Here is a 14,180-nt window from a genome sequence, read left to right as displayed (position 1 = left end):
TCGAGGAAAGCGTCACCCATGCGGGAGCTTTGTCTATTTCCCCTGGCATTGCTCCCTTACATCTCGACTGAGTAACAGCCCAGCACGGCCTGCACCATGGCATCACCACTGGTCGCTTCATCGTGGAAAATATGATGCACGCCCTCTTTTTTCAACATTTCCACCTCAGCGGAAAACTTGGCTCGGGCGTAGGTAACAATCCCCGGGTTCAATTGTCGCGCAGCAATCACTCCCTCGCAGGCGAGGCGGGGTTCAGGAAAGGTGAAGGCGATGGCTCTGGCTTTGTCCACCTTGGCCAGCTGCATGGTATCCTCTTTGGTCGCATCTGCAAACATCACACGCACGCCTCGCTGGTGCAGATCACGCACGGTATCAGCATTCATTTCCAAGACCACCACCTGAATCGAGGCACGTTTCATCGCCTCATGAACCCTCTGACCCACCGGACCGTAACCGCAGATCACAACATGATCGCGAAGAGTATCAGCATCCGCGTGATTCGTCAGAGCTTCATTGGTAGACTTCGGTTTGCACCAGCCACGCGCTTCAAGCTTCGAGGACAAAGGAATCATACTACGCATCAGACCAGGCACCAAGGCCATGGAAACTGCCGTGCAGGCGAGTAGCATCTGCTCAAGCTGCGATGGCAAACCTCCAAGGTCGGCTGCACGATTCATCAATACCAGCGAGAATTCACCACTACTCGAAAGCGCGGCACCTGCGAGCAAAGCCTGCCGAAGGCGCAACCCCATCTTGCGCCCGATGGCAATAATTACCAAGCCCTTGATCAAGAGAATGGTCGCCACGCCAAGGGCAATGATCCACCACGATTCACGCACCACGCTGAGATCGATCATCAGTCCCACGGACACAAAGAAAACGGTTAGAAATAGATCCTTGAAGGGCAAGATATCCGCCAGCACGCGGTGCGAGTAGATCGATTCACTCACCACCAAACCAGTGGCGAAGGCCCCCAGAGCGAGGCTAAGACCAAACCAATTGGCGCCCCAGGCGATCCCCGCACAGAGTGCGATGACCGTGACGGTGAACAACTCGCGACTCCGCGACAATGCGACGGCGTGCAATAAATGCGGCACCCCGACCCGACTAAGCCCCCAACAGAGAGCCAAGAAGAGCACACCTTTCAGCAGCGACCAGACGATGGGCATCGCGCCGCCAGCGCCATCGCCAACCAAGGAAGGCAAGACCACCATAAAGACAATCACCGCAAGGTCTTGAAAAATAGCGATCCCCAGAGCCATTCGAGCACCAGGAGTATCGGGCTGCCCTAAGTCTTGGAAGGACTTTATGCTGACTGCTGTGGAAGAGAGAGCGAGGGCAAAGCCAACGACTAACAATGTGCTTCCTGAGACCCCTAACAAATAACAAACAGCCATCGCCAAGAGCGTGGTAACCAGCATTTGCATCCCACCACCACCGAGCACTACTCGTCTCAGATGCAGCAATTCGCGAATCGAAAACTCGATCCCCAAAGTGAACATCAAGAGCACCACTCCCAGTTCGGAAAGACCGGCTACGGCATGTTCCGGGTCGGCTCCAAGCCAACTGAATGCGCCTGTATTGGCGAAGACTACGCCGCAGGTGAAATAGCCTACCAGCAGCGATTGCTTGAATCGTAACAACAACAGGGAGACCAGGACTACGCCCCCTAATACCATCGCCATTAAGGCGACGACGGGTGCCACTTCATTACCGGCTGCCAGAAACATCGGATGATGCTAGCACCCTCACCGTTTCTTGTCACCGTATTGTTGCGGCGCATCTAGCCTTACTTGGCTATTTAAAGCGGCTACCGTATGCGCAAAGGAGCATCTCAGAATCTCCACATTCTAAGTATGCTCCTAATCTGCTGAATGCCACTAGCGCATTTCCAGCTTGGTCTTAGCCCACATCCACTTGACGATCTTGCCGTCTTTGATGAGAGCCAAGGCATCGTGTTCCTGAACGCCGAGGATGGTTTCAGCTTTGAAGGTGACCAGTCCAGTCTGGTAGGTTTCGCCATCGAACTCCGTGGCCTTGCCTGCCTTCATGGCGGTGACTTGATTCGGTTTAAATTCGGTAACTTCTCCTGCTGTGATGCTGGCTTTCATGGCAGCAACAATGGCTGCTTCATCCAGCTGCTTGGCAACTGGCTCGGCCGCTGGGGCTGGAGCAGGTGTCGGAGCGGGAGCTGGGGTGGGTGCCGGCGCAGGCGCAGGAGTGGGCGTAGGTGCTGGCACTGGCGCCGGTGTGGGTTCTGCAGATTTCTTTGCCACAGCTGCCTGCAAACGGTTGAGCATCAGGGGCACGGCAAGCTTTTTGAAATCTGTCTGATCAACATGAATCATCCCTTTCACAGGGAATCCCACCGGTTGAATTTCCAGTTGTTCGCCGACTAGACGTAGCGGCTTCACCTTGCTGCCATTTTTCAATGACATAGTCACACCGCTAGCTGAATCCGTGATCGTGAATGGCACCTTGAGAGCTACTTTTTCTGGGAAATCCTCTGGGGTAATCTTGCTAAGGTCCACTAGCACCACTTCCTCTTCTGGAGCTACCGCCGGAACGGCAGGAGTCGCCGGTGTTGCGTCATCAGTGCCGTCACCAGTGTTATCTTCAACTTTTGATTTAGCCGAGGAGTTAGAACCAGAGAAAAAGATTGGCTCGAGCACATAGCCAATGCCAACGCTGATGAGAATGAGGATAATGGAACCTACGTTTGTCATGTTCAAAAACAGTTAGCAGCCTGAGGAAGATCCTGCAAGGGGGGAATGAGTGAGGACACAGGAAACTTCTTAACGCCGCCTCTTGCGGAGGAAAGGAGGGATATCCAAATCTTCACCTTCGTGGAAATTCGGGCTTTCACCCTCAAATTTACCTTTGGGCCCACCATCGAGCTCCAATTCTGGCTGAGCTGGCGTTTTCCCCGGCCGTTTAGGCGGCATCTGTGAGATGGGCTCTTCGTTGATCGGCTCCATTCCGGAGAATACTTCATCCTGTGGAGCGGACTCATCCGCGCCATTCAAGTCTTCCAGATCATCCAATGCTTCAAACTCCGCCACTTCCTCTGTTTCTTGACTGGGATCGGAGACGGGCTCCAGTTCCTCGACAGGCTCCACGCTGGCTACCTCCTTTTCTTCCTTTTCAAAAACATCGCCGATGACCGGAACGTCGGCAGCTTCGTCGTAATCTTCCTCATCATCAGCCTCAGCGAAAGGATTGCTGGGTTTGATCGGTGCGGCAAAGAAAGGGTCTTCGCTCATCTCGACCTCAGCTTCTGGCTCCTCTTCTGCAGGGCTAAAGCCCTCCGAAGGTTCCATGATTTCCTCGTCCTCGGAGGTATCGATCAATGAGGCGGCGGCTACAGCGGCAGCCACGGCTTTCTCCTCATCGCTTTGGGAGACCGGCTCCGTAGGACATTTCTGCTCCGAAACTGACTGGCTTTCCGGGTTGAGTTTATTTTCTGGCAAAGCACTCACCAAAGTTACGCTCAGGCTGTCGCCCATGCTGGGGTCGACAGCAGCTCCGAATAAGATGTGCGCTGTGGACGGCACGTGTTTGGCCAGTCCTTGCATGAGCAGCTCCACCTCGTAGAGGGTGAGGCTTTCTCCACCACAGATATGAACCAGCACGGTGGTAGCATCGCCTAACAAGCTCCCCTTATCGAGCAAAGGGCTGGTCAGAGAGTTCTCGAGCGCAGCTTGCGAGCGGTTCTCTCCGGTTGCGATGCCCGAACCGAACAAACAACGCGAGCGTGTTGTGTTGAGAGCGGTCATCAAATCGTCCAAGCCCACATTGATCAGTCCGGGACGCACCACAAGTCGGGTGACAGCCTTGATCGACTCCGAGATCATTCGATCCGCTGCGGCAAAGGCCTCGTGGATGCCTTGCTTCGCCAGCACCAACTCACCCATCCGGCCATTGTCAAAGGTCACCAGAGCGTTAGAAAGAACGGCGAGTTCGTTCAGGGCTGTTTCAGCCTGGTCACGGCGGCGCGCCCCTTCGAAGGAAAATGGCATGGTGGCAAAAACCACCACAAAAGCGCCCTCTTCACGGGCAATACGGCAGATTAGAGGGGCTGCACCTGAGCCCGTGCCGCCGCCGAGACCGACACATAAGAAAACCATTTTCCGATCGCGCAGGGCGTCGCGGATTTCCTGCTCGGACTCCTGAGCCGCTTTCAAGCCAAGTTCAGGGTCTCCCCCAGCGCCCAGCCCCTTGGTCAGGTTCCGGCCGATTTGAATTTTATCACCTGCCACAGAACTGGCAAGTGTCCGCATGTCTGTGTTGACGCAGAGCATTTCCGCCCCAGTCATGCCATCGAGTGCAGCGCGGTCCAACATGTTGCCACCAGCCCCACCGAGGCCAATGATTTTAACGGAAGATTCAGGAATGGTCTGCTGCGGATCGCGTTCGTAGGAAATCATGTTTCTAAGTATCGGTATTCGGTGAGGGAGTGTGGGGTATCCTTGAGGAATTGTTCAGATTTCCTTAACAAAATAACACTCGATTGGCGAGCAAAGAATCCGCGCGGGAACACGCAAAATAGGACTCCGACAGGAACACAGCGCCAGCAGCTTGAGCCTGCCATTTTAAAGCTCTTTTCTGGGAATTCATGCTGTCACTGAAGCTCTTAAACAAAGCCATACCCGCGACTCCGCTTGGCTAATACGCTGAAGTCTCGGCAGCCACGATCAAATTGCTCGCACCCATCTTCATTTTCCGGGGTTGATACAGACATCGCTACGGCACTTATTCTCATGAAATCCAAGACTCGCACATCCGTTCTACTACTCGGCATTTTCATTCTTGCGGGGGTTGCTACTTACCTCCTGACCCGCTCTCCCGAAGTCACCGACAATCAGCCTACAAAAGAAATTGTCAGCAGTCGCCCACCCACCAGCAATGAGCTTCCGGCCAACAAACCCATGGGCCGAAGCCAGAATAAGACGGCCACTGCTCCGAACCAAGATGCCCTGCCACCCTTCGCTCTGAAAAATGAACGGGTTCTGGTTTTCAAAGACGAAGAGGCCTACCGGAAATTTCTCGCCAGCCTCAAGGCGCGAGGGTTGACCATGCTAGGAAAATCGGACCGATTACTAGCCGTCCGCATTGGTCTTGGTCGCGGATCCTCGCTCGTTGGCATCGATGGTGCAGACATCGCATATAATTACCTCGTCACTATCCCCACACTCCCTCAAGTAGCGGCCCAAGCTGGAGCCGTAGGCTTTGGCCAGAACGCCCTTTCATGGCTCGGCATCTACGTCGATAACTCAGCTTGGGGAGAAGGTGTTACCGTGGCGGTCATCGACTCCGGTGTGAACGCACACATTGCGCTCGATGGAAACATCACCACTCTCGACCTCACCGAGCTTGCTGATGGCACCACTCAGCTGAGCCACGGCACAGCAGTTGCCTCCATCATCTCCGGCGATCACCCCCTGACCATGGGGGTAGCTCCAGCCTCTGAAATTCTTTCGATCCGCGTGACGGACGCCAGCGGCAGTGCTAACACCTTCACCCTGGCCGAAGGCATCATGGCAGCTGCCGATAATGGAGCCCAAATCATTAACATCTCCATGGGCACTTATGCCGACAGCCAACTTCTGGCCGAGGCGGTGCTTTATGCTCAGGAAAAAGGCTCCGTCATTGTCGCCTCCTCCGGTAACGAGGGATTCGATTCGCTCGCCTACCCAGCCGCCTATGAAGATGTCATCTCAGTCGGTGCAGTTGAAAGCCAAGGCGATCATCTCGATTTCTCCAACAGCGGAACCGACCTCTCCATCACGGCCCCCGGCTACCAAGTGAATGCCGCTTGGGGTGAGGACATGCTGACATCCTTCTCTGGAACCTCGGCCAGTGCTCCATTTGTGAGCGGAGCCATCGCTGCAACGATGTCCAATTACCCGGATCTTAGCGCTCAAGAAGCTGCCGACCTCGTGCTCAGCGTCACGAACGACGCCGGGCTGCCCGGCACTGACGCCGACTACGGCACAGGCATCTTGGACGTTGGTCGGGTGATCCAAAATAGCACGTCCGGAATTTACGATGCCGCGATCAGTGGCCAGACACTGGTGCCGGCCACCTCGTCCAGCTCATTGCCCACCGTGCTTGTTACAGTTCAAAATCAAGGCACAGAAACCCTCATCAACAGCCCCGTCACCATCACCAGCCCCAGTGGAACCGAACACTTGAACGTCAGCAGCCTGGCCCCCGGTGAAACCCAGACCTTTGAGGTCCCCATTTCCATCCCTGCCAGTGGTGCAGCAGTCTCGGTTAGCTCATCAGTCACCATCACCTCAGGCGATGCCGACATCAGCAACAATGCCCGTAGCACCAGCTACACGGCAGAGACGGAGTAGACATGAGGCTACAGCCAGTTTGCTGAAGGCATTCTGATAGCCTTATGACACGAAGTCTCTTCTACCTCCATCTGGACCACGATGAGCATTCCCGCGGCATGGTAATCATCGCACTCCAGTGAGTCTTTATAGATCGTAAAATCTGCAGTTTGCTCAACGAGAAAGCTTAATGAAAACGGTCAGTTTGACGCCTTGTTGAAACTGCACCTTCGAAACCAGCCGGTGTCTCGCACGGGACGAACGGATTCATGGATCAGAGATCCCATATGTTTAAACTGAAGCGTATTCGTTAACAGTCCGCTTTGACTGTCTCCGTAATACCCACATGTTCGCCCCCCCCCAAAAAGAGCCTTCCTCTAGGCAAGTATGATCGGCCCGGATAGGCTGAACACCGACATAAAAAAGACGGACTCCGCAGAGTCCGTCTTGATGAAAGTTTGGTCGATCTGATCCGGCTCCTTAAGAGCGTGGGACGCTGATACTTTTGCTGAAGTGGTGCATGTGCTTGCCACGTTCTTTTTCCCAAGCGGTGGATCCCAGACGTTTCGAAAGAGTGAGACCAACGTCCGTGAGCACGGTCATGGCGATGTCAACACCGACCACACGGCCACTTTTGATTTGGTCTTCGGACAAGCCAGAGCCACTGGGAACCTGAAGGGTGCCGGTGTAATCGAGAGCCGATCCTTTGATTCTGAATTCGGTGAGAGCACCAGGCTTCATGCTGGCTCTGACCGTGTGGGTGACGGATGCACCGCTGGTGCTCGGAACAGTCACTTCAATGACGAAGGTCACCGTGAATTCATAGATGTTTTCAACCAGGAAATTCTCTGACGCTAGATCATTCGTGGAATCGAAGGTGGAGTCCAAATCGGTGACGGCCAAGTAATCAAAAGCCTCATCCGGATCCACCAGGTGACGATAGAGTGAGAAGACAGCAAAACGGTCGTCCTCAGTGTCGCCAATCTGGTCGCGGAAAACCAGACGGTAGCTCACGGCGGAAACATCACCACCCTCATCATTCGTGCCGCCAATGTCGCCGTTGTAGCGATCAGTTGCGCCGGTGAAGAAAATCAGACGGCTGGTGTTGGGAATTTCATTACCTGTAGGTCCCTGATTGCCACTTTCCTGCCCGGCATACAACCACTCGTAGTTGTTACCATCACGACGGGAAATCATGCTTTCAAAGTCCTTTGAGATGGTGCTCAGCGCTTCCTTGGCCTGACGTGAGGCACGGACTTCATCGCGACTATTGCGGTAAGTATCCATCGAGATACCCGTCATGTAGACCAGCACACCCAGAAGGATCACGGTGATGGTCATGGCAACGAGCAGCTCAATGAGCGTGAAGCCTTTGTTTCGATTGGGAAGAGAGATTGTTTTCATAAATTGGAAATCCTACAGGTTTCTGAGCGAGGGGGAATTAGCGGCGGACAGCCATGTTTCTGGTGAAGACAGGTTTACCCCGCTTATCAATTTCGAAGCCGTTGCGCACATACTGCACCAGACTGCTTTTCATCACGTAGAATTCGGCTTGGAAAGCGACTACCGCTTCAGGGTAGTTTTCATACTCCACCGCTGTTCCAGGGTTGCGGGGATCAGCGATTTTGTTGTCGGCCAATGTGCTGACCTCCAGTTCTCCATCGGTATTGAATACCAGCTGGGTCATGCGCACGTAGAACACGCGGCCTTCCACCACTTTTGGTTGCAACTCGTCGTCCACCTTGGTGTCCCCCAAGCGTCGCACCACGGATTGAATCACATAGTCCTGACCTGGCAGATCTTCAGTGGTTCCAGTAGTGAATGGTTGCAAAGTCCCATCACTGTTTGGAGTGGCAGTGGGGTCACCGCGGTATTGATAGATCAGCACCATGGTATCGTTACCCGGCGTGAGATCGGCGGAATTTTCAATCCAATCGTAAGCTTTCTCAAAAGCGGTGTCGTAGCCGGAGGTTCCGGCTTCGTCCGGACGGAGAACGGAAAGTTCGTTTTCCAGAGTCGTGGCCAAACGGTTGGCTTCTTTGGCTGACATGGATTTACGAATTCCCTGCACGGCTGGCCCGAAGGCTGCCAGGAAGGCGGTGATCATGATGGTGATGATCCCCATCGCGATCACGGTTTCGACCAGTGTGAAGCCTTGTTTGGTTTTGATTCCGCTGTGTTTCATATAAAGAACTTGGTTGGATCGGGAAATAAAGTGGTGTTTCCGATTTAAAAAATGTGAGGTTGGTAGGGATTAGAATTCATCCCCAGGACCGGCGTCGGATGGGATGTCAATCTGATCGGGGTGACGGAAGATCGAAGTCGTTCCTTTGGACCAGATCATGAAACCTCCGAAGTTTTTAGGTCCGCCACCTGATCCGGCACGAGGAAATTCTGCACCTGGTGGCAGAGAGCCTGCCCCGCAGACAAAACTTGCCCCTGCATCATTGGCAATTCCTTCAGAGTTGAACTGGTAATAAAAATAGGGTCCAGAGAGGTTATCATTACTCACGCCGGAATCTTCTCGCAGATAGATTTCCTCATCGGAACCGGTCAGCTCAGGAATTTCCCCTGTTCCGTCCTCGTGATTCAACTTACTGTATTCCTGACTGAAATAGACACCTTCTGGCAGATACATACCACGACCGGCAGCGATCCAACGACCATCATCAGCTTCGTAAACCACGAGCATGTAACGCAGGTATTTCTCGCTATCGTCACGATCGGCACTGATCAACAGTCGACTCGTGGTGCCGTTCCCTACAGAAACGGCTCTGGCTTCGGCAAAGGCTGCCTCGGCAAGAGGGACACCGGCGGAAACCCCACTGGATTTACCCAAATTGCGCAAGCCCATCGCTCCAATCGTGAGTAGAATGGTAATAATGGTAATTACCACCAACATTTCCACCAAAGTGAAAGCGTGTCGATTAGATCCGCTGCGAAGTCCCGCTTTATACGAACCAAGCAGGTGACGAGTGGGCGATGGTGATAAATAATTCATAGTTGACGTGAATGCTACGAAGATTCCACAGGGATGGAAGCTCCTTTTCTGATCATTAACCTATTTTTTTCCGCGCGGCAAGCTATAATGTAAATACATTGTCAAAAACTACCGTCGATGGATGGTTAATCCGAACTTCATGCAAGCTAGACAAGTCGATATGACGCATCAAGCATTTAGTCCACTAAGGCGATGTCTTTTATACCAGCGCCAGCTAAACAATTGATCACATCGATATAACGCTGCTGTTGCACGGAATCATGGACTTTCAGAAGCACCTTGGGCTGATCGGCCCGTCCGAGGCTGGTGAGAATCTGTAGTCGATCACTCAACAATGGCAGCTTGCGGCTGTCAGGGTCCGACTCCACAATTTCTGCAGCGTCGCATGGATTCACGACAACTCCCCCATCCTGTTTGATTTCAATCACCATCGGAAGGATCACAGCCCGATGATGATCCGAGGGAAATGGAACATGAGTGCTGAGATCCTGCTCGCGAGGCTGGATAGTGGTGGTGACCAAAAAATAGATCAACAGGAGAAAACAGACGTCGATTAGGGACGAGATGTCGAGCTTCGGGGCGTCATTTTCGTGAGCAGATATTGAGGTGTCATTTGATGGGGACTTTTTCATGGTTTCACTGAGTGAAACGCATGAAACCGGTTAAACTTGGAGCTTTCTTGCCCTAATCCACGTCGATGACTGTCTCTTTCTGAGTATCTTCCTCTTTCTTCTTACCAAAAAAACGAGCCATATCGAAGCCAAAGTATCGAGCACAGGCGAGGAGGATCGCTGTGGCAGTAGCCTCATCCAAATTACCCACAATTGGGAGATTATCAGGCAGGAATTCAATAAATCCAGCACCTGGATTAATCAGGTAGATCACACTGAGTATGGCCGCCACGAGGACGAAAAAACTTTTCATACTGGCAAGCTACACGTTTTTCCATCTAACGCAAATGTGCGACAGACATCGTAGCAGGGTGGCACCTCATTCGATGCCACCCTGATTGCGATTATTTACTATCCTTTTTAGCGGATTTTTTGGCCGCAGCCTTCTTTGCCGCTTTCTTAGCAGTCTTTTTCACTGCCTTCTTGGTAATTTTCTTCGCGGCTTTCTGCGCAGCGGCATCGGCCTTGTCGGCGTCAGACACGTCATCGGCAATGAGGCCACCGGCTTTTTTCGCCGGACGTTTGGCTGTTTCCGGTTCGTCATCGAAGTCGTCCATGCCCGGACCGCCGGTGCCGAGGATGAATGCGAGATCGTCCATGCCCAGGTTGCTGGCGAAGCCTTCGTCACCGAGCACGTTGGTGACCAACTGCGTTTTCTGGTGCTGAAGCACGCGGATTTTCTCTTCCACCGTCTCACGTGTGAGCAAGCGGTAAGCAATCACCTTGTTCTTCTGGCCAATCCGGTGCGTCCGGTCAATCGCCTGGTTTTCCACAGCGGGGTTCCACCATGGATCGTAGAGGATGACGTAGGAGGCCGAGGTCAGGTTCAGACCAGCACCACCAGCCTTCAGCGAGAGCATGAAGACGGACGGGTCTTTGGTTGTCTGGAAACTTTCAATCTCACCCTTACGGTCCTTGGTCTGACCGGTGAGGTAGTGGAATGGGCGACTCTCCACCTCAAGGCGGGCCTTGATGATATCGAGCATGGAAACGAACTGGGAGAAGACCAGCACCTTGTGGCCCTCCTCACGCAGCTGGTCCAGCAGGTAGAACAGAGCGTTCATTTTCGCACTTTCCTCTTTCAGGAACTTGGGATCGATCAGGCCCGGGTGACAGCAAATCTGGCGCAGGCGCATGAGCCCCTGAAGGATGGCGAAGGAGTTCTTCTTCACCGCCTCGTCAGACTCAAATCCGAGCAGCGCCTTCTGAATGCGCTTAAGCTCGGCCTTGTACATCTCGTCCTGGACACCTTCCATTTCAGCGAAGACCTCTTCCTCCGTTCTTGGCGGAAGATCTTTGGCGACCTGGAGCTTGGTCCGGCGAAGCAGGAATGGGCGGAGACGGGAAGCCAGCCGGCTCTGGGCACCGGGGTCCTTGCGCTTGTCGAAGCGTTTCTTGAAGTAAGCACGACTTCCCAGCACACCAGGCATGGCGAAGGACATCAGCGACCACATATCCATCAGGCGGTTCTCAATCGGAGTACCCGTGAGCACCAGACGGTTCATTGAGTTCAGATCGCGAGCAGCCTTGGCAGCCTTGGAATCCGGGTTCTTGATCTGTTGACCCTCATCGAGGATGGTGGTGAGCCACTTGACCTTGGCCAGCTCTTCGCCACTGAGGCGGAGCTGGGCGTAGTTGAGAACGAAGACGTCCACCTCGGTTTCGAGGATGTGGAGATCCAAGTCGTCGCGGGTGCGGAGCACTTTGACACGGAGTTCGGGCGCGAACTTGCCGCACTCAGAGTGCCAAACATCGATCACGGACTTCGGACAGACCACAAGTGATGGCGGCACCTTCAGGGGGTCGCCTTTTTGTTTCTTAAGCTCCTCTTCACGGAGCCACAGCAGGTAGGTGATGGACTGGATCGTTTTACCCAGACCCATGTCATCCGCGAGCAAACCACCGAAGCGGTTGACGGCGAGGTAAGCGAGGAATCGGAAACCTTCCACCTGGTAGGGACGAAGGGTCGCTTTGAGACCTTTCGGCACCTCGGCATTGACCTCGAGTTGAATTTCGCGGGAGCGATCTTTGATGCGCTTCCAAGCCTTCGGATCGAACACCTCGGCGGCTTTTGGATCGGCCAGCTGCAGGGCGTGCATCCGGTGTGTCTCGCCAGTGAGATCGAAAGGATCGAGTCCGAGACGGGTCACGGCATCGCGCTGATCGGCATCGAGCTTGATTTCCAAACGCATCCAGCCACCGTCGTCCATGCGAACGTAACCACCGCGAGCGGCGACCAGTGAACGGATTTGGGCATTGGAGAGAGTCACGCCTTCCACATCGATAACGATGCGGAGGTCGAACCAGTCGATTTCCTGATTCACCACCTCGAAGCGGATGGCGGCGGTCACTGGGTCAGCCAGCAGCGTTTGCAGCTTGCCATCCATCTCGGTGACCATGGACTCGGGTAGGTTTTTCGCCCACTCGGAGAATTTCTCGGGGAAGAGCTTGGTGATTCGCGACTTAAAGGCGTCCAATTTCTCATCATAGGTCAGGCCCATATGAGCGAGCAGTGATGGCACGGGGTAGAGTTCTTCACGAGCAAAGCGCAAGAGCTGCTTGCCTTTGACCGGCTGCTGCTCGACCAGTTCCCACTCGTCTTTGATGCGTTTTTCTTCGCGGCGTTCCTTTTTCTCCAGAGCGCGCACATCCACGACCAAATGCTCGGTCTCGGCGGCGGTGAGCCCCTGCTCGATCTTCATCTTGAAGCGAGGGTAGAGATCCAAGTCGGTCACACGCTCACGCAGTGATTCCGGCAAGCTGGCTCCCACTTTTCTGAGGAATTCAACACCCTCCAGGCTATCGATGACATCCTTGGGGATGTGGTAGCGTGGTTGGACGTCGGTCTCCGTAAGCCAGCGTGGCGGCCCGGGGAAAACGGTTTCGTCTGATTGGTAAAGGACCTCACGACCAGGCAGCAAGCGCACTGAGTGAGTGACGTGTTCGCCTGCGGCGGTGACCAGCTGCAGGGCAAAGCTGTCCGGCGCATAGGGATCGTCTTCACAGATCCAACGCAGTGATTTATCGACGACCTTGAACTGGCGTTCATCAAGGTTCACCACGTATCCCTTCAGCGCAGGCTGACGGAAGATGCGGTTCATGAACTGACAGGCCTCTTCTTGATCAAGATCGATGCGAGCATCGCCTTCGTTTTTATAGAAGGTCAGGAACTGCTCCCAGATCAGCTGACTGGATGCATCCATGCGGAGAGCGGAATCGGCAAACAGGCCGAGAAAACGATCGATGTCGTTTTTTTCACGCAGTGGCAGCCACTCGGATCCTCCTTCTTTGCCTTCCTTGTATTCCACACGGGCTTCATTGATCGTGGAAAGCAGGCGGAATTCGATGTGCACTGGCTTATCGATCGGTGGGCGTTCGTTGACGCTTTCGATGCGGTCATACCATTCGGCCACTTCGCGCTCGCGCTCCCATTCCTGCATTTTCTTCTGCACGCCTTCGAGGTCGGTGACAGCATTGAGGAATTCAGGATAAGGCAGCTTCTTCTTGTAAAACGCGTAAGCGATGTAGTTCCAAAATTCGAGGATGTCGCCTGGAGGCATCGGCCAGAGTTCCAGCGGATCATAGCTGACAATTTCCCAGCGTGGATTCAGACGCACCAGATCGTGATCGTGGATTTCACCTTCGATCACATAACGACGGTAGCGCTTTTCCACCTTGCCGATGAAGTCGGCCTCCTTGTCGTCGAGCTCACGACCCAGCTTGTCCTCGATGACGTCAATGATCGGTGTGTCATCGAACTCATTCGGGCTCTCGGGGAGATCTTCGCCACGGTGCATACGCTCCATCATGGTGGCATACATGCAGGCGCCGGCGACGATTTCGTCTTCCGCGGTGCAGCTTCCAAACCAGCGGTTCCCCTGAAGGCGCAGACTGGTGCGGAAGGTTCCGGTGGCGTCTTCCACCCGGCCTTGGATAAATAAGTGGTTACCAAAAATTTGAGTCACCGCGCCCTCCTCCTGGAGAGTATCTCCACGGGTGCGTGCTTTTTCTGGAAAACTGTTGAGAAAGTTCAGTGTCGCTCTGTCTGGATTCATTCCTTTTAAATAGGTGATGTATTAAATCGTTGTCTAATCGCGCTACGCCGCCTCGTCATGCATGCCGACACAGATTCTGTGTAAACCTAACATCCTGAAAGCGTAAAACCGG

At 53.9% G+C, this 14,180-nt stretch carries 10 protein-coding genes; 1 reads left to right on the top strand and 9 read right to left on the bottom strand.

What is annotated here, in order from left to right:
- Positions 1–56 precede the first annotated feature (56 nt).
- The 3 genes from JO972_RS04585 to JO972_RS04575 all read right to left on the bottom strand — a co-directional run bounded on the left by JO972_RS04585 (position 57) and on the right by JO972_RS04575 (position 4,427).
- Positions 57–1,730 carry a cation:proton antiporter gene (locus tag JO972_RS04585; protein WP_309488823.1) on the bottom strand — a complete coding sequence of 558 codons (1,674 nt, stop codon included), beginning with the start codon at positions 1,728–1,730 and terminating at the stop codon, positions 57–59.
- Positions 1,731–1,880: 150 nt separating this feature from the next.
- Positions 1,881–2,726, bottom strand: a complete 846-nt coding sequence (locus JO972_RS04580; RefSeq protein WP_309488822.1) for a hypothetical protein — start codon at positions 2,724–2,726, stop codon at positions 1,881–1,883.
- A 69-nt stretch (positions 2,727–2,795) separates the two neighbouring features.
- Positions 2,796–4,427 (bottom strand): cell division protein FtsZ, encoded by a 1,632-nt coding sequence (locus JO972_RS04575; RefSeq protein WP_309488821.1) that lies wholly within the window; start codon positions 4,425–4,427, stop codon positions 2,796–2,798.
- Between the two features lie 333 nt (positions 4,428–4,760).
- On the opposite strand from JO972_RS04575, the gene JO972_RS04570 reads away from it, so the two are divergent.
- Complete coding sequence (locus tag JO972_RS04570) at positions 4,761–6,362, top strand: S8 family peptidase (RefSeq protein ID WP_309488820.1); 1,602 nt, start codon at positions 4,761–4,763, stop codon at positions 6,360–6,362.
- Between the two features lie 459 nt (positions 6,363–6,821).
- Here JO972_RS04570 and JO972_RS04565 read toward each other — a convergent pair whose 3' ends face one another.
- The 6 genes from JO972_RS04565 to JO972_RS04540 all read right to left on the bottom strand — a co-directional run bounded on the left by JO972_RS04565 (position 6,822) and on the right by JO972_RS04540 (position 14,068).
- Positions 6,822–7,745, bottom strand: coding sequence for a prepilin-type N-terminal cleavage/methylation domain-containing protein (locus JO972_RS04565; protein WP_309488819.1), 924 nt, complete (start codon positions 7,743–7,745; stop codon positions 6,822–6,824).
- A gap of 37 nt (positions 7,746–7,782) precedes the next feature.
- Positions 7,783–8,526, bottom strand: a complete 744-nt coding sequence (locus JO972_RS04560; protein ID WP_309488818.1) for a type IV pilus modification PilV family protein — start codon at positions 8,524–8,526, stop codon at positions 7,783–7,785.
- A gap of 69 nt (positions 8,527–8,595) precedes the next feature.
- A complete protein-coding gene (locus JO972_RS04555) occupies positions 8,596–9,342 on the bottom strand; it encodes a prepilin-type N-terminal cleavage/methylation domain-containing protein (protein WP_309488817.1) in 747 nt (248 codons plus the stop codon).
- 176 nt (positions 9,343–9,518) lie between these two features.
- A complete protein-coding gene (locus JO972_RS04550) occupies positions 9,519–9,974 on the bottom strand; it encodes an ExbD/TolR family protein (protein ID WP_309488816.1) in 456 nt (151 codons plus the stop codon).
- Positions 9,975–10,026: 52 nt separating this feature from the next.
- On the bottom strand, positions 10,027–10,266 hold the full coding sequence (locus tag JO972_RS04545; RefSeq protein WP_309488815.1) for a DUF1232 domain-containing protein: 240 nt from the start codon (positions 10,264–10,266) through the stop codon (positions 10,027–10,029).
- A 91-nt stretch (positions 10,267–10,357) separates the two neighbouring features.
- Positions 10,358–14,068 (bottom strand): DEAD/DEAH box helicase, encoded by a 3,711-nt coding sequence (locus tag JO972_RS04540; protein ID WP_309488814.1) that lies wholly within the window; start codon positions 14,066–14,068, stop codon positions 10,358–10,360.
- Positions 14,069–14,180: the final 112 nt, after the last annotated feature.

The organism is Oceaniferula flava (genome assembly GCF_016811075.1).
Taxonomy (GTDB): domain Bacteria; phylum Verrucomicrobiota; class Verrucomicrobiia; order Verrucomicrobiales; family Akkermansiaceae; genus Oceaniferula; species Oceaniferula flava.
Note: the sequence above shows the minus strand (reverse complement) of the source record. Positions and strands in the feature narration are given on the sequence as shown.